The 17,444-nt window shown below is 64.3% G+C and carries 17 protein-coding genes, 1 tRNA gene and 1 pseudogene; 7 read left to right on the forward strand and 12 right to left on the reverse strand.

Annotated elements, in window-relative coordinates:
- Positions 1 to 77: 77 nt before the first annotated feature.
- Positions 78 to 1,120: pseudogene (locus ACROSR_RS03000) on the reverse strand (IS3 family transposase); the annotation flags it as partial.
- Between the two features lie 272 nt (positions 1,121 to 1,392).
- Here ACROSR_RS03000 and ACROSR_RS03005 point away from each other — a divergent pair.
- The gene (locus ACROSR_RS03005) at positions 1,393 to 1,839 is read left to right on the forward strand and encodes a tyrosine-type recombinase/integrase (RefSeq protein WP_432682291.1); all 447 of its coding nucleotides are present in this window, start codon (positions 1,393 to 1,395) and stop codon (positions 1,837 to 1,839) included.
- 107 nt (positions 1,840 to 1,946) lie between these two features.
- Here ACROSR_RS03005 and ACROSR_RS03010 read toward each other — a convergent pair.
- The 4 genes from ACROSR_RS03010 to ACROSR_RS03025 all read right to left on the reverse strand — a co-directional run bounded on the left by ACROSR_RS03010 (position 1,947) and on the right by ACROSR_RS03025 (position 4,137).
- A tRNA-Leu gene (locus tag ACROSR_RS03010) sits at positions 1,947 to 2,031 on the reverse strand.
- 84 nt (positions 2,032 to 2,115) lie between these two features.
- A complete protein-coding gene (olsA, locus tag ACROSR_RS03015) occupies positions 2,116 to 3,006 on the reverse strand; it encodes a lyso-ornithine lipid O-acyltransferase (protein WP_432682292.1) in 891 nt (296 codons plus the stop codon).
- Positions 3,003 to 3,764: an L-ornithine N(alpha)-acyltransferase gene (gene olsB / locus ACROSR_RS03020; RefSeq protein ID WP_432682293.1), complete on the reverse strand. Its 762-nt coding sequence runs from the start codon at positions 3,762 to 3,764 to the stop codon at positions 3,003 to 3,005. Before olsB ends, olsA begins: the two co-directional genes overlap by 4 nt.
- A 190-nt stretch (positions 3,765 to 3,954) precedes the next feature.
- Complete coding sequence (locus ACROSR_RS03025; protein ID WP_432682294.1) at positions 3,955 to 4,137, reverse strand: DUF3553 domain-containing protein; 183 nt, start codon at positions 4,135 to 4,137, stop codon at positions 3,955 to 3,957.
- A 58-nt stretch (positions 4,138 to 4,195) separates the two neighbouring features.
- Between ACROSR_RS03025 and ACROSR_RS03030 the strand changes: the two genes are divergently transcribed.
- Entirely contained in the window at positions 4,196 to 4,768 is a 573-nt protein-coding gene (locus tag ACROSR_RS03030; RefSeq protein ID WP_432682295.1) for a histidine phosphotransferase family protein, read from the forward strand.
- On the opposite strand, the gene ACROSR_RS03035 is transcribed toward ACROSR_RS03030, so the two are convergent.
- From ACROSR_RS03035 to ACROSR_RS03065, 7 genes are all read right to left on the reverse strand, one after another.
- Positions 4,765 to 6,030, reverse strand: a complete 1,266-nt coding sequence (locus ACROSR_RS03035) for a glutamate-5-semialdehyde dehydrogenase (protein ID WP_432682296.1) — start codon at positions 6,028 to 6,030, stop codon at positions 4,765 to 4,767. The two genes, ACROSR_RS03030 and ACROSR_RS03035, sit on opposite strands and share 4 nt — an antisense overlap.
- Positions 6,031 to 6,054: 24 nt before the next feature.
- Positions 6,055 to 7,161: a glutamate 5-kinase gene (gene proB / locus ACROSR_RS03040; RefSeq protein WP_432682297.1), complete on the reverse strand. Its 1,107-nt coding sequence runs from the start codon at positions 7,159 to 7,161 to the stop codon at positions 6,055 to 6,057.
- Positions 7,149 to 8,186 (reverse strand): GTPase ObgE, encoded by a 1,038-nt coding sequence (gene obgE / locus ACROSR_RS03045; RefSeq protein WP_432682298.1) that lies wholly within the window; start codon positions 8,184 to 8,186, stop codon positions 7,149 to 7,151. Before obgE ends, proB begins: the two co-directional genes overlap by 13 nt.
- A gap of 31 nt (positions 8,187 to 8,217) precedes the next feature.
- Positions 8,218 to 8,757 carry a GNAT family N-acetyltransferase gene (locus tag ACROSR_RS03050; protein WP_432682299.1) on the reverse strand — a complete coding sequence of 180 codons (540 nt, stop codon included), beginning with the start codon at positions 8,755 to 8,757 and terminating at the stop codon, positions 8,218 to 8,220.
- A 191-nt stretch (positions 8,758 to 8,948) separates the two neighbouring features.
- Positions 8,949 to 9,218 carry a 50S ribosomal protein L27 gene (rpmA, locus tag ACROSR_RS03055; protein WP_432682300.1) on the reverse strand — a complete coding sequence of 90 codons (270 nt, stop codon included), beginning with the start codon at positions 9,216 to 9,218 and terminating at the stop codon, positions 8,949 to 8,951.
- An 11-nt stretch (positions 9,219 to 9,229) separates the two neighbouring features.
- A complete protein-coding gene (locus ACROSR_RS03060) occupies positions 9,230 to 9,862 on the reverse strand; it encodes a 50S ribosomal protein L21 (protein ID WP_432682301.1) in 633 nt (210 codons plus the stop codon).
- A gap of 254 nt (positions 9,863 to 10,116) precedes the next feature.
- Positions 10,117 to 10,803 (reverse strand): rhomboid family intramembrane serine protease, encoded by a 687-nt coding sequence (locus ACROSR_RS03065; RefSeq protein ID WP_432682302.1) that lies wholly within the window; start codon positions 10,801 to 10,803, stop codon positions 10,117 to 10,119.
- A 74-nt stretch (positions 10,804 to 10,877) separates the two neighbouring features.
- Between ACROSR_RS03065 and trpS the strand changes: the two genes are divergently transcribed.
- The 5 genes from trpS (at position 10,878) to ACROSR_RS03090 (ending at position 17,436) form a co-directional block, all read left to right on the forward strand.
- Complete coding sequence (gene trpS / locus ACROSR_RS03070; protein ID WP_432682303.1) at positions 10,878 to 11,906, forward strand: tryptophan--tRNA ligase; 1,029 nt, start codon at positions 10,878 to 10,880, stop codon at positions 11,904 to 11,906.
- Between the two features lie 109 nt (positions 11,907 to 12,015).
- The gene (locus ACROSR_RS03075) at positions 12,016 to 12,498 is read left to right on the forward strand and encodes an RNA pyrophosphohydrolase (RefSeq protein ID WP_432682304.1); all 483 of its coding nucleotides are present in this window, start codon (positions 12,016 to 12,018) and stop codon (positions 12,496 to 12,498) included.
- Positions 12,499 to 12,684: 186 nt separating this feature from the next.
- Complete coding sequence (locus ACROSR_RS03080; protein WP_432682305.1) at positions 12,685 to 15,564, forward strand: monovalent cation/H+ antiporter subunit A; 2,880 nt, start codon at positions 12,685 to 12,687, stop codon at positions 15,562 to 15,564.
- Between the two features lies 1 nt (position 15,565).
- Positions 15,566 to 15,919 carry a Na+/H+ antiporter subunit C gene (locus ACROSR_RS03085; protein ID WP_432682306.1) on the forward strand — a complete coding sequence of 118 codons (354 nt, stop codon included), beginning with the start codon at positions 15,566 to 15,568 and terminating at the stop codon, positions 15,917 to 15,919.
- Positions 15,916 to 17,436 carry a monovalent cation/H+ antiporter subunit D gene (locus tag ACROSR_RS03090; protein ID WP_432682307.1) on the forward strand — a complete coding sequence of 507 codons (1,521 nt, stop codon included), beginning with the start codon at positions 15,916 to 15,918 and terminating at the stop codon, positions 17,434 to 17,436. The genes ACROSR_RS03085 and ACROSR_RS03090 overlap by 4 nt, the downstream gene beginning before the upstream one ends.
- The last annotated feature ends 8 nt before the right edge of the window (positions 17,437 to 17,444 follow it).

Here is a 17,444-nt window from a genome sequence, read left to right on the forward strand (position 1 = left end):
GATTTGCCATTTTGCTTTTTGTCATACCCATCATCCTTACTTAAGTTGATGGTCTCCGACAAATCCGGGGCGATTCAGCAGGGCCGCAGGCCGAGCTGCCGGGCGAAGATGCGCGTGTCCTTCGCCGTGTAGGGCGCGCCGTTGTCGGTCAGCACCTCGACAGGGTGTGGCGTCTGGCAATTACCGAAGCGCGTCTCAACGGCCTCGAGCATCATGTCGCGGATGTCCGATCCGCTGATCCCGGCATTCACCACCACGCGCCAGGCGATGACCTCGCGATCATGCGCATCGATGATGAAGGGTGAGGGCATGAATGCCATCGGTCCGAATGAATGTCCGAACCGCACCACCTCGCCGTTCCAGCAGGTGAACTCGAAGCCGTCGGAGCACCAGCGCAGGTTCGAGCGCATGACGACCACCTTGCCGTCATGGGCCTGCTCCGGGCGCTCGGTGTATGTGCGTGCCAGCAGCAGGTTGTTCGCTTTCATGATCCGGTAGACGCGTTTGTGATTGGCCGGCGCCAGGCCGTTGGCGCGCAGCTTTCGGTTCAGCACGGCCGTGATCCGCCGGTAGCCATAGGTCGGGCGCTTCGCCACCAGCCGCTCGATCAACGGCAGAAGCGCCGCGTCTTGCGCTTTATGATAGCGCCGACGCGGCCTGGTCTTGCCGCTCACCCGCTCATGCAGGTTCGAGCGCGCGACCCCGAGCGTGTCCGCCACCGCCTTCATCGGGAACCGTCCGTCTTCAGCGACCCGGCAAGCAAGGTCGGTTGTTTTGCCCGCGACCTGTCCAGCGCCTCCCGAAGGATCTCCGCCTCCATGGTCTTGCGACCGAGCTGGCGCTCCAGCTCGCGGATGCGGTCTTCCATCTGCCGCACCTTCCTGTTGCTGGTCACGTCGTCATCGCCGGTCACCGCGACACTCCCTCCTTCCAGCATCAACTTGCGCCAACGATACAGAAGATTGGGCGCCACGCCATTGCGGCGCGCGACGGCCGAGATGCTCTCGCTGCCGTCCAGCGTCTCTTCGACGATCCGCAGCTTTTCGGCGGAACTCCAGCGGCGACGGCGGCCGCCATCCGTGATGATTTCAACTTCAGACATGAGCACATGCTTAAGCATATCCCTAAGCCTCCTGGTTCAGGCCAAGGTGTCCGGTCGAAAATGGGGCCAGTTCACAGCAGGCGCTGCAAGAAAACTGGTCGAAGGCAAATGAGAGATTTGCCGTCCTGTCGATCCTCTGCAAATTCGCCGTCGATATGGAATGGATAGACCGCAACCCGGTGGTCGATATTCCGAAGCTGACCGGTGGTGAATACGAGCCTTGGCCGGAGGACACGCTGGCCACTTATGAACGCTAGTATAATCGGCACAACCTCACCACGGCGCGCACGATGTACGAACTCTGCGTAGGCACCGGTCAACGAATAGGCGATTGTGTCGCCATGGAATGGGCCGACTTCGATGGCGGGTATATGGCCGTGGTGCAGGACAAGACCGGCACAAAGATGTCGAGCTACTGCCCGTCTCGCCTACAAGACTACCTCGCCCGCTTGCCCAAGACGGGGCGGCATATCCTCGCAAAAAACCTGACCGAACCCATCGCCAAGCGGGCGGCTCAGAAGGCTGTGGAGGAGGTGCGCCGATCCTTGGGGATCATGGGGCTTGTCCCGCATGGCTGGCGGTACACAGCGGCCGTGCAGCTATCCGATGCCGGTTGCAGCGACGATGAAGTTCAGGCCGTCACCGGACACAAGACGATGGATATGGTCAGAAAATATCGCGCAAAGCGCGATCAACGGGCCGCTTCAAAGCGCGCTCAGGAAAAGAGAAACCGTTGAGAACGGAACATGACCAGAACGAGAATCTGCGAAACAAACTGCGAAACCCGAGAGGAACCAATGCGAGGTCAGCGCGAGAATCTTAGAAAAACAATTTAAAAACAAGGTGGTGCGGGTGAAGGGATTTGAACCCCCACGCCTTGCGGCGCCAGAACCTAAATCTGGTGCGTCTACCTGTTCCGCCACACCCGCACGGGTGCGTTCCATACGTCACCCAAGGCTGCGGATACCAAAACACCCGACGCGATGCGAGAGGAAAACGTCACCGGCAGGACGTCAGATGCATCCGGCATACAAGCTCGACGGCTCTGCGGCCCGGACAGATCCGACGTGGCGGTTGTGCTGGTGGTCTGCGGGCATGCCCGACAGAACCTGCGCGCGCGCCGCGCTTGCCAAAGCCTTGCGGTCCGTGAACTCCGCAACGTTCAGCGGGGCGTGATAGACGACCGTGACCCCGCCGTGCCGGGGTGCGGCGAGGACCTGGCGCAGATGCGCACCAAAGGTCATATCGCCCCACCATCCATAGAAACGCGGATCCTGTCCCTCTGGCGCGTGATAGAGAACGGTGACCGGCTGCACCTGCATGGGTCGTGTCATCTGCAGCTTGCAGAATGCCTCGAAAAGGCTTGTTTTAAATGGTAAAACTTGCATACCATCGGTCGAGCTGCCCTCGGGAAAAAAGAGCAATCGGTGGCCGGCCGCAAGCCTCTCGGAGAAGATCTCGGTCTGCGCTTTCGCCTCGCGCGGGTCACGCCTGATGAACACGGTACCTGCCAGCCGCGCCAGCGCGCCGATGCCCGGCCAGCGCGCCACTTCGGACTTGGCAACGAAATAGATGCGTTTGCGCGCGTTGAGTGCGAAAATATCGAGCCACGAGACATGGTTGGACACCACGGCACCGGGGCCGCTGATCGGCGTTCCCTGGATCCGGTGACGCATGCCGAGGATGGTAAAAACGCTGCGACACACCCATTGCGTGACCGCAGGCGACCACGGACGGTGCCGCCCGTGAAACGGCCGCTCGATCGCGCGCAGCGGCAGCGTCGCAAGCACACCCGCAAGGATCACGAGTCCCAGCAGCCCGCCCCGCATGATCACGCGTGGCAGATCACCGGCGCGACGCGGAATGTCCGGCGCGGGCTCGTCCGAATACCACGTGACGCTCAACGCGCGGCCCCTTTCGAATAGATCGATTTATGGCGATCGGTCAGCCGTGCCGTATCCATGATCAGGCAGACATCCGTGGTATTGAACAAATGGTCCACATAGGCGCCGTCCCCAACGTAGCCGCCAAGCCGCAGGTAGGCCTTGATAAGTGGTGGCACCCGCAGCATCGCCGCATGCCGGTCAAGCGTCTCCTCGGGCCGCAGGTTCATGCTGCGGAAATGCTCGGGTCGGGCGCGCGGGCGCAGGTCCGACGGCGCGAGGTAGCGATGATGCAAAAATGACAGGGGGTCCGCAAGGGCCTCGGGGTCGGTGCCGTGAAAGCTTGCCACGCCAAACATGATTTCGATGCCGTGCCGTGCAACGTAATCGGCCAATCCCTGCCAGAGGTGATACATCCCCGGCCCCCCGCGATAGGGCCGCGCAAGACAGGATCGTCCAAGCTCCAGCAGGCTGCGCCCAGAGCGGCGCAACGGCGTCAGATCGTATTCGTCTTCGGAATAGAACTGACCCGCCTCCAGCGCCTGATCACCGCGCAACAGGCGATAAACCCCCACGACCTCGGCGCCGCGCGCATCATCGACAAGCAAAAGATGATCGAAGAACACATCGAACCGATCCCGTTCAAGCCGCGCCTCATGATCGACCATCGGCCCGTCACTGCCAAGTTCCGCGACGAAAATCTCGTAGCGCAGCCGCTGCGCGGCGCGCAACTCTTCCTCGGTCTCTGCAAGTTTGACACGGTACTGGGGGGCGGTCATCGGCCTCGTCTCTGCGCTCTGACCGGGTTCTAGGCAAACGCATGTCAAAGTGCAACGCCACACACAGCGGCGGGCGCACGGACACCGCCGATCGACGGCATGGTCGAGCGAAGCGGTAGCGCCGCACGCATCTGCCAGCCGAATGTGTCACCTTTTTTGCAGACTAGCCTTAACGATTTGATAACCTGATTCAGGGATCAATGACGAGAAGCAGCTCCACCCGTGTGCCATCAATCACAACCTTGCCCTCTTCCCGAAAGTTGACCGTGACGCGTCCGGATATGTTCGATTGTACCTGCCCGATGCCCCAGTCCGGTCGCTCCGGGTTTTCCACCAGCATGCCCGGCTCCAAGATCGAATTCATGTTGGTCATGCCACCCCCTGTCCGGAGACCAGAACCCATGCCCCAGGATGTCACCGCGTTTGATACCATGATAGGCTCTCGCATCTGTCATGATCTTGCAAGCCCCCTCGGCGCCATTGCCAATGGTCTGGAATTGATGACACTTTCCGCACCAGGCGACGGTGCGGAACTGGCCCTGGTGCAGGACAGCCTGAACGGGGCAAAGGCCACGCTCGAGATCTCGCGCCTCGCCTATGGGCGGGCGACTGCGGATGAACGTCTCGGCGCGACGGGGCTGGGCAAGATCGCGGCAGACTACTATGCGGGCAAGTCGCGGCTGACGCTGGACTGGCAGGTCTCGGGCGAATTGCCGCGCCCGCGCGCGCAGATTGCCGTCCTGGGTTGCCTTGCCGCCGAACAGGCGTTGCCGCGCGGCGGGGCGCTGACGGTCACGGGAGACGCCCGAACACTGCAGATCACGGCACACGCGACACCGCCCGCGCCGGATGCGGCCCTCTGGGACGGCGTCGCGGGAAAGATCCCCCTGCCCGCCCCCGATCCGCGCCACGCCCATTTTCACATGCTGCGACGTTGCCTTGCCGCGCAGGGCATCACGATGACCACACGGCTCGGGGCCGAGGAATTCGTCATCACGATTTAACCGCGGGTCGTCCCGTCCCCGACGACCAGGTACTTGAAGCTGGTCAGTTGCGCGGCGCCCACGGGGCCGCGCGCGTGCATCTTGCCGGTGGCGATACCGATTTCCGCGCCCATGCCGAACTCTCCCCCATCCGCAAACTGGGTGGAGGCGTTGTGCATCAGGATGGCACTGTCGAGCCGGGCAAAGAAACGATCCGCCGCCGCCGCATCCTCGGTGAGGATGCAGTCGGTATGACCAGAGCCATGGCGCCGGATGTGGTCGATTGCCTCGTCCAGTTCGCCAACCACCCTGGCGGCGATGATGCTGTCGAGATATTCGCGGCCCCAATCCTCTGGCCCCGCCGGTACCGTGCCGTCGATCCCCCCGAGCGCGGCATCGACCCGCACCTCGACACCCGCGTCGATCAACGCCCGGATCACATCCCGCCCGATCGTATCGACGATATCGCGATGGATAAGAAGGCATTCGGCGGCACCGCAGATGCCGGTGCGCCGTGTCTTGGCATCGAGAACGACGCGGCGCGCCTTGTCGGCATCGGCCGCAGCATCGAGATAGATGTGCACGATGCCTTCGAGATGGGCGAAGACCGGCACGCGTGCCTCGCGCTGCACAAGCCCCACGAGGCTCTTGCCGCCGCGCGGCACGATCACGTCGATCGTGTCGGTCATGGTCAGCATTTCCTGCACTGCCGCGCGATCACGGGTGGGCACCAGCTGGATGGCATCCTCGGGCAGGCCCGCGGCGCGCAGCCCGCGCACCAGACAGGCATGGATCGCGCCGGACGAATGAAAACTCTCTGACCCGCCACGCAGGATCACCGCGTTGCCGGACTTCAGACACAATGCCCCGGCATCGGCGGTCACGTTGGGGCGCGATTCGAAGATCACGCCCACCACGCCGAGCGGCGTGCGCACCCGCCGGATATTCAGCCCCGAGGGACGGTCCCAGTCGGCCATGACCTCGCCCACGGGATCGTCCTGTGCGGCCACGGCGCGCAGCCCGGCCACCATGCCCGCGATCCGGTCCTCGTCCAGCGTCAGACGGTCCAGCATCGCCCCCGACAGGCCCTTGTCGCGGCCCAGTGCCAGATCATCGGCATTGGCGGCAAGGATCGCGGCTCGGTCTTGCCAGACCGCATCGGCCGCGGCCTCGATCGCGTGGCGCTTGGTCTCTGGGGCGGCCACCGCCAGATCCGACGCGGCGGCCCGCGCGCGCGCGCCCAGATCCGACATCAACGCGGCAATATCCCTGTCGTCCTTCATTGGCGCGGTCTCCCGGTCAAAATCTCAGATTGCCATATCATCGCGATGGATCAAGGGCCCGCGTGCCGGGTGGCCCAGGACCTGCTCGATCTGGTCCGAGCGCAGATGCTTGATGCGGGCGGCGTCCTCGGCGTCATAGCGGGTCAGACCCTGCCCCAGAACGCGCCCGGTCTCGTCGGCCATTTCCACGGGATCGCCCCGCCCGAACCGGCCTGTGACCTGCGCCACTCCGGCGGCCAGAAGGCTGCTGCCGGCGGCGAGCGCGCGCGCCGCGCCCGCATCGACGGTAAGGCGCCCCTTGGGCTTCATCGCGCCGATCCAGGCCTTGCGCTTTTGCTGCGGATCGCCCTGCGCAAGGAACCACGTGGCCGGCGCGCCCTCTTCCAGCGCACGCACAGGGTTCAGAACGGCGCCTTGGGTGATTGCCATGTGGCAGCCGCCTGCGGTGGCGGTTCTGGCGGCCATAAGCTTGGTCTTCATGCCACCCTTGCTGAGGCCCGACCCGGCATCACCGGCCATCGCCTCGATCTCGGGGGTGATCGTCTCGATCACGTCGAACCGGCGCGCACCGGCATCCACGGCCGGGTTGGCCGAGTAGAACCCATCCACATCCGACAGCAGGATCAGCCGATCCGCGCCCGCCGTGACCGCCACCTGCGCCGCCATGCGGTCGTTGTCGCCATAGCGGATCTCGTCGGTGGCGACGGTGTCGTTCTCGTTCACGATCGGGACCGCGCCAAGCCGCAAAAGCTGTTCCAGCGTGGCGCGCGCGTTGAGATACCGGCGCCGATCGGTGCTGTCTTCCAGCGTCACCAGAACTTGGGCCGAGATCAGCCCTTGATCGGCAAGCGCAGCGTCATAGGCCCGCGCCAGCCGAATCTGCCCGACGGCGGCGGCGGCCTGGCTTTGTTCCAGCGTCAGATCCGTCGCGGGCAGGCCCAGCACCCCGCGCCCTAGCGCGATCGAACCGGACGAGACCAGGATGACATCCGTGCCGCGTGCCCGCAGCCGGGCCACATCAGCCGCCAGCGAGGCCAGCCAGTCAGCCCTTAGCGCGCCCGTGCCGCGATCCACCAAAAGCGCCGAGCCGACCTTGATCACCAGCCGTTTCGCGGTTGTCAGGGTTGCCACGACAGGTCGGCGTCCTCTGCTGTCTTTTGCCGCTGATGATCGGCGTCGATCCGGGCGCGCAACGCGCGCAGCACCTCGGTCACGCCCTCGCCCGAGACCCCGGACATCAGCATCACCGGTGTCCCGCAGGCCGCCTCCAGTTCCTCGCGCAGGAACGCCCGCTCTTCCGTGTCGAGCGTGTCGATCTTGTTGAGCACCGTCAGGCGCGGTTTCGTGGCCAGCCCTTCGCCGTACGCCTCAAGCTCCTGCACGATGGTGTGATAATCGGCGACAAGGTCGCCGGAACTGCCATCCACCAGATGCAACAGCGCCGCGCAGCGTTCGACATGCCCCAGAAAGAGGTCGCCCAGGCCGCGCCCCTCGGATGCGCCATCGATCAGGCCGGGGATGTCGGCCACGACGAATTCCGACCCGTCGACGCCGACGACCCCCAGATTGGGATGCAGTGTGGTAAACGGATAATCCGCGATTTTCGGACGTGCGTTCGACGTGGCGGCAAGAAAGGTCGACTTGCCGGCATTGGGCAGGCCCAGAAGCCCCACATCGGCAATCAGCTTTAGCCGCAGCCAGATCGTGCGCTCGACGCCTTCCTGACCCGGATTGGCGCGGCGCGGGGCCTGGTTGGTCGAGGTCTTGAAGCGCGTGTTGCCCCAGCCGCCGTTGCCGCCCTGGGCGAGCTTCACCCGCTGACCCAGCTCGGTCATGTCCGCGATCACCGTTTCCTCGTCCTCGTCGAGGATCTCGGTGCCGACCGGCACCCGCAGCACGATATCCTTGCCGGTAAACCCGGTGCGCTCGCGCCCCATGCCGTGCTGACCGTTCTCGGCAAAGAAATGCTGCTGATAGCGAAAGTCGATCAGCGTATTCAGCCCGTCCACGGCCTCGACCCAGACCGAGCCGCCATTGCCGCCGTCGCCGCCATCCGGTCCGCCGAACTCGATATACTTTTCACGGCGAAAGCTGACACTGCCCGCCCCGCCGGAACCCGACCGGATAAAGACCCTTGCGAGATCGAGGAATTTCATGTGGCGTCCTTCCGAAGAGGCTTGGGGCGCCTCAGGTCATCTTTTTGCTGTAGGTCCATGTCGGTACGGTCGCGCCGCGCGCCACCGAGTAGCTTTCGGCATCCCCAAGATACTGAAAGCCGCAATTCGTCAAGACCCGCGCCGAGGCGGCGTTGTCCTGAAAGACGCTGGCAAAGATCGCGTCAGCCTCATGCGGATTTGCCGCCAGCAGTGCCTCGACCGCCGCCGACGCAATGCCGGTATTCCAGTAGGCGGGCGCAACCCAGTAGGAGATCTCTGATCGGCCGACATCGACACGCGAGAGCGTCATGAGGCCCATGACCTCTGACCGGCCCGACTTGGTGCCGTCCATCGCCCAGACATCCTCGACCCGGTCGTCGGCCCGCGCGCGTGCGATCAGCGCCTCGGTGCTGCCCGGCGGCAGGGGGTGCGGGATATTGCTCGTCTCACGTGCCACACGCGGGTCGCCCGCGTTGTGGCTGATCAGGCCGGCATCCGACCGGCGCAACGGGCGCAGATCGAAACGATCCGCCGGGATGACGGGTTGATTGGTGATCATGTCCATTTTCATGCGCTCCTCCTCCTGCGCGTGAGGCCTGTCTATCATGTTCAGATGGGCACATTCCGCGGTGTCACAAGACCATGCCACGGATACCCGACCATCTGCTGCGACAGGCGGGCAAGCCCGATCCGTCCGGAAAAGACAAGGGGACCGGCGACAGCGCCGATCCCCCCTCATGTCATCGACCTGTGCAGGACGGCTTACTCGGCGGCCTCCGCCACTGGCAGGACCGAAATGAAGGTGCGCCCCTTGAAGCCCTTGTGGTACTTCACGGACCCCTCGGTCACGGCGAACAGGGTGTGGTCCTTGCCCTGTCCCACGCCGGGACCCGGCCAGAACTTGTTGCCGCGCTGACGCACGATGATGTGGCCGGGGATCACCGCCTCGCCACCGTATTTCTTGACGCCAAGGCGACGACCCGCAGAGTCGCGCCCGTTGCGGGAGGAACCGCCTGCTTTCTTGTGTGCCATCTCGTCTCTCCTTAGCCTTTGGTCAGCTCTTTGGCCTGATCGATCCAGCCTTCACGCTCGATCCGGCCCTTGAACGACAGTTTCTCGTCCATCTCGGCGACATCCCCGTCGGTCCATGCCGCGATCTGGGCATAGCTCGTCACGCCGGCCGCGTGCAGCTTCTTTTCCAGCGCCGGACCAACACCCGACAGCTTCTTGAGATCGTCCGCGCCAGCAGGCTTTGTCGCCTTGCCGGGTTTTGCGGCCTTGGCGGGCGCGCCTGCGTCCGTGGCGGCGGCATGAGCGGTCGATCCCGCGCCGATGGCGGCCTTGACGCCCGAGGCATCCGCACCCGTCGCGAGGATCTCTGTGACGCGCAGCAGCGTCAGTTGCTGGCGGTGTCCGCGCGTGCGCTGCGAGCCGTGCTTGCGGCGCCGCTTGACGAAGTTGATGACCTTGTCACCCTTGACCTGATCTACGACCTCGGCCTGCACCGCAGCCCCGTCCACGAAGGGCGCACCGATCACCGGCGCATCGCCGCCAACCATCAGGATATCGTTGAATTGAACCGTTTCACCGGCATCCGCCGCAAGCTTTTCGACACGGAGCATGTCACCCGACTGCACCTTGTACTGCTTGCCACCGGTCTTGAGAACCGCGAACATGGATCTTTCCCTTTTTCTCCGCGCTCTGTGGTCCCTGACCCGCGTCAGGTGTTTCGACCCCTCGGGTCACCTCGAACTGCGCACCCGTTCAGGGTGTATATCTAACAATCCCGGCATGCGCGTCATGTCAGGTCGTGAGCGGATGCGATATCGGGCGCGGAAAGTCAAGAGCCTGTGCCGGTATCACGCGCGCTTTGTCGCGAACGCCGCCCCCGGCACAGCCCGCCATAACCCGCACCGGCGATACCGCGTGTTCAGTCGTGCCGCAGCCGCGCGCGCAATTTCGCAAAGCCCCCCGGACTGACCACGAAAGAGGCCAGAAACCCCACCGCAAATCCCGAAACATCGGCCACCCATGTCGCCGTGCCGCCGAAGAGCAGGCCGAACACCAGTTGCAGCCCCATCAGCACGCCGATCAGGGTGAAGGCCCGCGCCTGATTGCTGCCAAGCTGCCCCAGACGCAGCCAGATGATATAGGTGAACGCGCCGATCAGCCCGTAGACCCCCGGAAACGCCCCGATCAGCCACGGGCTATCGCGCACTACAAGCCCGAAGATCAGCGCGCCTGCCACGGTACTCAGCACGAACAGCACCAACACCGCCCATTGCCGGAACACCTCGCCCACGAACTTGCCCATGGCCAGCAGAAGCACCCCGGCGAACAGCGCATGCGTGAAGCTGGCATGCACGAAGGCATAGCTGAGGAACCTGCGCAACTGGTCGACCGGCCAGACGTTGTTCTGCACCATCCACCGCAGGACGTCGCCGTTGAACGCGTAATCCTCGATCGCGCCGGATCGCCAGCCGATGGCGCCCGGTCCACCGATGATGCCACGCGCGCCCAGCGTGAACGCCGCCTCGACCCCCATGATCACGAGGAACAGGACGATGACGAAGGACGGTATCGGATTGAGCGGGCTGTCATGCTGCTGATCTTGCACCTGGGCTCTCCTTGACGGGGCAGTGCCGCATGGGTAAGCGAGGCGATCACAGAAATCCACCACGGAGTTGCGACATGACCGAAGCGGCCTTTCCCCCGCGCGTGTTTTCGGGCATCCAGCCGTCGGGCAACCTGCATCTGGGCAATTACCTCGGCGCATTGAAACGCTTTGCCGATGCGCAGGACCGTGGCGTGCCGACGCTGTATTGCATGGTCGATCTGCATGCCGTCACCGTCTGGCAAGAGCCCGCCGACCTGCGCCGCGCGACGCGGGAACTGGCCGCGGGCTTCATCGCGTCGGGCCTCGATCCCGCGCGCTCGATCCTTTTCAACCAAAGCCAGGTGGCCGAACACACGCAGCTTGCCTGGGTATTCAACTGCGTGGCGCGGATGGGCTGGTTGCAGCGCATGACGCAGTTCAAGGACAAGGCGGGCAAGAACGCACAGAACGCCTCGCTGGGGCTTTTTGCCTATCCCGCGCTGATGGCCGCCGACATTCTTGCCTATCACGCGACGCATGTGCCGGTGGGCGAGGATCAGAAACAGCATCTGGAACTGACCCGCAACATCGCGATCAAGTTCAACACCGATTTCGGGGTGGATTTCTTTCCCGTCCCAGAGCCGGTGATCGAGGGGGCCGGCACGCGGGTGATGAGCCTGCGCGATGGCGAGAAGAAGATGTCGAAATCCGATGTCTCGGACATGAGCCGCATCAACCTGACCGACGACGCCGACACCATCGCGAAAAAGATCCGCAAGGCCAAGACCGACCCAGAGCCACTGCCCTCGGAGGTCTCTGGGCTGGAGGATCGGCCCGAGGCGCGCAACCTGGTGAACATCTATGCCGCGCTTGCCGATATCAGCGTTGATGCGGTGATGCGCGACGCCGGTGGGCGGCCGTTCTCCGAGTTCAAGCCGCAGCTTGCCGATCTTGCCGTCGAGAAACTTGCGCCGATCTCGACCGAGATGGCGCGACTGATGCAGGATGTGGCCGAGATCGACCGCATCCTCGACGATGGAGCCACGCGTGCGCGTGCGATTGCCGCGCCGATCCTGCGCCGGACATATGACATCATGGGCATGGTCGGCCCGCACGAGGCATGAACGCGAGGCATGACATTTTTCGAGCCGCGCGGGTTGAAACCTTCGCAGATCCGCGGGCACGATATGTCTGAGCGCCGCCGCGCCCAACCCAGCATGATCGAGGCCAGTCATGACCCCTGACGCGATTGCCAGTCTGCCCTACCGCAAATGCGTCGGCGTGATGCTGGTCAACACCGATGGCAAGGTCTTCGTCGGACAACGCATAGATACCGAGGCATCGGCATGGCAGATGCCCCAGGGCGGCATCGATCCGGGCGAAACCGCGCAGGACGCCGCGCTGCGCGAACTGCACGAGGAAACCGGCATCCCCCCCCGCAAGGTACGGATCGAGGCCGAGACCGCAGACTGGGTGCGGTACGATCTGCCCCACGACATCGTGCCGCGCATCTGGAAGGGACGCTTCAGGGGACAGGAACAGAAATGGTTTCTGATCCGCTTTCTGGGTGATGACGCGGATATCGATATCGACACCGATCATCCGGAATTTTCCGAATGGCGGTGGCTGGACCCGTCGGACCTCGTGGCGCGGATCGTGCCCTTCAAACGTGCTGTGTATCAGACCGTACTGACGGAATTCGCCGCGCGCATCTAGATCCTGCGGGACAACATGCCGCACGGTTGCGGCCCGCACCGGGCGAATTTTGGCGGATTCGGGTTGCCGCAGGCCCGAGCATCAATATAGTCGATCGCGTCAAAACACGATGGCCTGACCCGTGCCCGCATGATGGCGCGGGACCACACCAGGGCCACGACGACCGACCAGGGGGGGCAGAGACGGATGGACACCGCCGCAGTATTCTTGCCGATCATCGCGGCCCTGCCGTTTCTGGGGGCGCTGCTGCCCGGATTGATGATCCAGGCGGGCCGCAATACGTGCGCCGCCTTCACGGCGATCCCCACGATCCTCGCATTGACCCTGCTGCTGATCTGCGCCCCGTCCGTGATGCGCGGCGAGGTTCTGACCTTCGGGCTCGACTGGTTGCCGGGGCTGGGCCTGAACGTGAATTTCATGCTCGACGGGTTGGGGCTGCTGTTTGCCGGCCTGATCCTAGGGATTGGCCTGCTGATCATTCTTTACGCCCGGTTCTACCTGTCGCGCGACGACCCGATGGGACAGTTCTACACCTATCTGCTGTTATTCCAGGGCGCGATGGTCGGCATCGTGCTATCCGACAACATCCTGCTTTTGCTGGTCTTCTGGGAGTTGACGTCGCTGTCCTCCTTTCTGCTGATCGGCTATTGGAAGCACCTTCCCGAAGGCCGGCAGGGCGCGCGCATGGCGCTGTTCGTGACCGGCGGCGGCGGGCTGGCGCTGATCGGTGGCATGCTGATCCTCGGCAATATCGCGGGCAGCTACGACCTGAGCGTGATCCTGACGCAGAAAGAGGCAGTGCAGGACAGTCCGATGTACCTGCCGGCGCTGATCCTTATCCTGTTGGGCTGTTTTACGAAATCGGCGCAGTTCCCGTTCCATTTCTGGCTGCCGCACGCGATGGCCGCGCCCACGCCGGTGTCGGCCTACCTGCATTCGGCCACGATGGTGAAGGCGGGGCTGTTCCTGATGGCGCGGCTGTGGCCGGTGCTGGCGGGCACGCCGGAATGGTTCTGGATCGTCGCCAGCACCGGCCTGATCACCATGCTGATCGGCGCCAAGATCGCGCTGTTCAAGGACGACCTCAAGGCGCTGCTGGCTTTCTCGACGGTCAGCCACCTGGGCCTGATCACGATGCTTCTGGGGCTTGGCACCAAGGCGGCCGCCGTGGTCGCGGTGTTCCACATCATCAACCATGCCACCTTCAAGGCCGCGCTCTTCATGACCGCGGGCATCGTCGATCACGAGGCCCATACCCGCGACATCAAGCGTCTGGGGGGGCTGCGTCACCTGATGCCCGTGACATTTACCATCGCCACTGTCGCGGCGCTGTCGATGGCCGGTATCCCACCGCTCAACGGGTTCCTGTCCAAGGAGATGATGCTGCAGGAAGTGGCCGAGACCGCATGGATCGGCCCCTATTGGCTAATGGGGGCGGTCGCGACGCTTGGCGCGTTGTTTTCGGTCGCCTATTCGTTTCGCTACATCGCGCATGTATTTCTGGGACCCGCGCGCGACGACTATCCCGCGCATCCGCACGACCCCGGATTTGGCATGTGGGCCGCGCCGGCCTTTCTGACGGTGTTGGTGATCCTGATCGGGGTGATGCCGATGACCTTCGCCGGCGATCTGGTGCGGGTGACGGCGGCGGCGGTCACCCAGTCAGAGCCGTATGTCAACATCTATCACTGGCACGGCCTGAAAGCGGCTTTCTGGATGTCCGTGATCGCGGTGCTTGGCGGCGCGGCGGTGCTGGCGCTGCACCGTCCGTTGCATGCCATGTGGAACGCCACCCCGCGCCCCGAGGCCAAGGCGATGTTCGACGCCGTGACGCGGGCCGGCACGCGGGCCGCCAACGCGATCACCGACGGGCTGCATAATGGCGCGTTGACCCGCAGTGCCGCGGTGTTCTCGGTCGTCGTGATCGGCGCGGGCTGGCTGGCCTGGTCTAGCGGCGAGACACGTCCGCCAACACGCGACACTTTGCCGATCACCGCCCTGCCCGCGATTGGCTGGATCCTGCTGGTCCTGGCCACGATCGGTCTGGTGGTCTTCCATCGCAGACGCTTCTTCGCGCTGATCCTTCTGGGTGTTCTGGGGCTTTTCGTGTCGCTCGGGTTTGTCTACTTCTCGGCCCCCGACCTCGCGCTCACGCAGATCTCGGTGGAGGTGGTGACGATCATCCTGCTGCTTCTGGCCCTCAACTTTCTGCCGCGCGAGACACCGATCGAGAGCGGTTCGGCGCGCCGCCTGCGCGACGGGGCGATCGCCGTCGTCGGCGGGGTGGCTGTCACCGGCCTGACCTACGCGATCCTCGTGCGCGATTTCGCGCAGGAAAGCATCTCGGCCTTTCACCTCGCGAATTCCTACAAGGGCGGTGGCGGCACCAATGTGGTGAACGTCATCCTCGTGGATTTCCGTGGTTTCGACACCTATGGCGAGATCATCGTGCTGGGGATCGCCGCGCTGGTGATCTACGCGCTGACCGAAACCGTGCTGAAGGGACCGGCCGGGCAATGGCTGGCAAATACGGGTGCGGGCACAACGCCCGCGGGCAAGGCGGGCGACCGTCATCCGATGATGATGGTGGTGGCCACCCGCGTGATGATGCCGATCGCGCTGATGGTCGGGGCCTACATATTCCTGCGCGGCCATAACGAGCCGGGGGGCGGCTTCATCGCCGGGCTGATCGTCGCCATCGCCTTCCTGATGCAATACATGGCCTCGGGCTTTGCGTGGGCTGAAGCGCGGCAGCGCATCACCTATCACGCCACGATCGGCATCGGCGTGCTGGTGGCCAGCCTGACCGGTCTGGGGTCGTGGTTGGCCGGGCGGCCCTTCCTGACATCGGACTACGGATATCTGCACTTTCCGCCCATAGAGGAGTTCGAATGGGCCACCGCCATCGCCTTTGACATCGGCGTTTTCCTGACCGTTCTGGGGGCGGTGATGCTTGCCCTCAAGAGCCTGTCCAGCATCGCGCGGCGCGCCGGCGAGACGGTCAATGTCGCCCCGATGGACATCAACCCCGCCCGTCCGGATACCTCGCGCGAAGGAAGGATGTGACATGGAACTTCTGTTCGCCAGCGCGATCGGCGTTCTCACCACCGGGGGCATCTACCTTGTGCTGCGCCTGCGCAGCTTTCCGGTGATCATCGGCGTGGCGCTGCTGACCTACGCGGTCAACCTGTTCCTGTTCGGCGCCGGGCGGTTGGCAGTCGACATGCCCGCGGTGTTGCGGGACGGGGTCGACACCTATGCCGATCCGCTGCCGCAGGCGCTGGTGTTGACGGCGATCGTGATTTCCTTCGGCATGACGGCGGTCGTGGTGATGATGGCGCTTGGCGCCTACCTGTCGGCGCGTGAGGACAGCGTGAACATCAGCCCCGAAAGCGCGCGAGACGAGGAGACTGACGCATGAACCACTGGATTGTTGTGCCGGTGGTCCTGCCGGCGGTCCTCGCGGCGGTCCTGACGCTGACCATGCGCCATCATCCGGCGCTGCAGCGCGTGTTCTCGCTTGGCGGTGTGGCCGCGCTGCTGGCGGTCGCGATCGGCCTCATGGTGCAGGCCGCGACCGGCACGATCGACGTCTACGAGCTTGGCAACTGGCCCGCACCCTTCGGCATCGTTCTGGTACTGGACAGGCTGTCGGCGCTGATGGTGCTTTTGACGGCGGTTCTGGCGGGGCTGGTCCTGCTTTACGCCATCGGCACGGGATGGGACCAGCGCGGCAACAACTTTCATCCGCTCTACCAGTTCCAGTTGATGGGCATCTTCGGGGCCTTCCTGACCGGCGACGCCTTCAACCTGTTCGTGTTCTTCGAGGTGCTCTTGATCGCCTCCTACGGGCTGATGATCCATGCCGGCGGGCGGCGCAGGCTGAAGGCCGGCGTGCAATACGTCATCTACAATCTGCTTGGCTCCACCCTGTTTCTCTTTGCGCTCGGCACGCTTTACGCGGTGACCGGCACGCTCAACATGGCCGATCTCGCACAGCGCGCGGCAGAAATCCCGGCCGAGGACAGCGCGCTGCTGCGCGTCGGGGCGATGCTGTTGTTTCTGGTCTTCGCCATCAAGGCCGCTGTGTTGCCCCTGCATTTCTGGCTGCCCGAGACCTACGCGAACGCACCCGCGCCCGTGGCCGCGCTCTTTGCCATCATGACCAAGGTCGGGGCCTATGCCATCCTGCGCATGTACACGCTGGTCTTCGGGCCGGACCTTGGCGCGACGGCCGACCTGATCGACCAGATGCTGCTTTATGCCGCGCTGATCACGTTGGCTGTCGGCATGATCGGCATTCTGGGGTCAAAGGGGCTGGGCCGGCTCGCGGCGTTTGCCACCATCGGGTCGCTCGGAACGCTGCTGATCGCCATTGCGGGCTTTCGCGAGGAAACGACAGCGGCCGCGATATACTACATGCTGCATTCCACCCTTGCCGGGGCGTTGTTGTTCATCGTGGTCGATCTCGTGCGCGAACGCCGGGGCACGGACGCGCTGGTGCCGGGGCCGGTCATGGCGCAGCACGGGCTGATCACGTCGCTGTTCTTCGGCGCGGCGATCGCTGCCGCCGGCATGCCGCCGCTGTCGGGTTTCATCGGCAAGCTTCTGATCCTCGACGCGGTGCAAGAGATGGACGCCGTCTGGCTGATCTGGGCCGTGGTCCTTGGCACATCTCTGGTGGCAATTCTGGGCTTCGCCCAGGCCGGCAGCGCGGTCTTCTGGAAACCCGCCCCCGCCGATGACTCCGCGCAGGCCGCCCCCAACGGGGCCGATCAGCCGCCCGTCGCATTGCCGATGGTCGCCGCATGCGCCATGCTGGCCGCGATCATCGCGCTATCCGTGTTTGCCGGGCCGGTCATGCGCTATGTCGAGGCGACGGCCGCGCAGCTGCACGGTCCGGACACCTATATCGCTGCCGTGCTGGGCACCCGCTGAGAAAGGAC

Origin of the sequence: Roseovarius tibetensis, assembly GCF_050896375.1 — a bacterium.
Lineage (GTDB): Bacteria > Pseudomonadota > Alphaproteobacteria > Rhodobacterales > Rhodobacteraceae > Roseovarius > Roseovarius tibetensis.

Coding starts and splice junctions, on each gene's coding strand:
- ACROSR_RS03005 (WP_432682291.1), top strand. CDS start 1,393: ATGTACGAACTCTGCGTAGGCACCGGTCAACGAATAGGCGATTGTGTC.
- olsB (WP_432682293.1), bottom strand. CDS start 3,764: ATGACCGCCCCCCAGTACCGTGTCAAACTTGCAGAGACCGAGGAAGAG.
- ACROSR_RS03025 (WP_432682294.1), bottom strand. CDS start 4,137: ATGACCAACATGAATTCGATCTTGGAGCCGGGCATGCTGGTGGAAAAC.
- ACROSR_RS03030 (WP_432682295.1), top strand. CDS start 4,196: ATGATAGGCTCTCGCATCTGTCATGATCTTGCAAGCCCCCTCGGCGCC.
- ACROSR_RS03035 (WP_432682296.1), bottom strand. CDS start 6,030: ATGAAGGACGACAGGGATATTGCCGCGTTGATGTCGGATCTGGGCGCG.
- obgE (WP_432682298.1), bottom strand. CDS start 8,186: ATGAAATTCCTCGATCTCGCAAGGGTCTTTATCCGGTCGGGTTCCGGC.
- ACROSR_RS03050 (WP_432682299.1), bottom strand. CDS start 8,757: ATGAAAATGGACATGATCACCAATCAACCCGTCATCCCGGCGGATCGT.
- rpmA (WP_432682300.1), bottom strand. CDS start 9,218: ATGGCACACAAGAAAGCAGGCGGTTCCTCCCGCAACGGGCGCGACTCT.
- ACROSR_RS03060 (WP_432682301.1), bottom strand. CDS start 9,862: ATGTTCGCGGTTCTCAAGACCGGTGGCAAGCAGTACAAGGTGCAGTCG.
- trpS (WP_432682303.1), top strand. CDS start 10,878: ATGACCGAAGCGGCCTTTCCCCCGCGCGTGTTTTCGGGCATCCAGCCG.
- ACROSR_RS03075 (WP_432682304.1), top strand. CDS start 12,016: ATGACCCCTGACGCGATTGCCAGTCTGCCCTACCGCAAATGCGTCGGC.
- ACROSR_RS03080 (WP_432682305.1), top strand. CDS start 12,685: ATGGACACCGCCGCAGTATTCTTGCCGATCATCGCGGCCCTGCCGTTT.
- ACROSR_RS03085 (WP_432682306.1), top strand. CDS start 15,566: ATGGAACTTCTGTTCGCCAGCGCGATCGGCGTTCTCACCACCGGGGGC.
- ACROSR_RS03090 (WP_432682307.1), top strand. CDS start 15,916: ATGAACCACTGGATTGTTGTGCCGGTGGTCCTGCCGGCGGTCCTCGCG.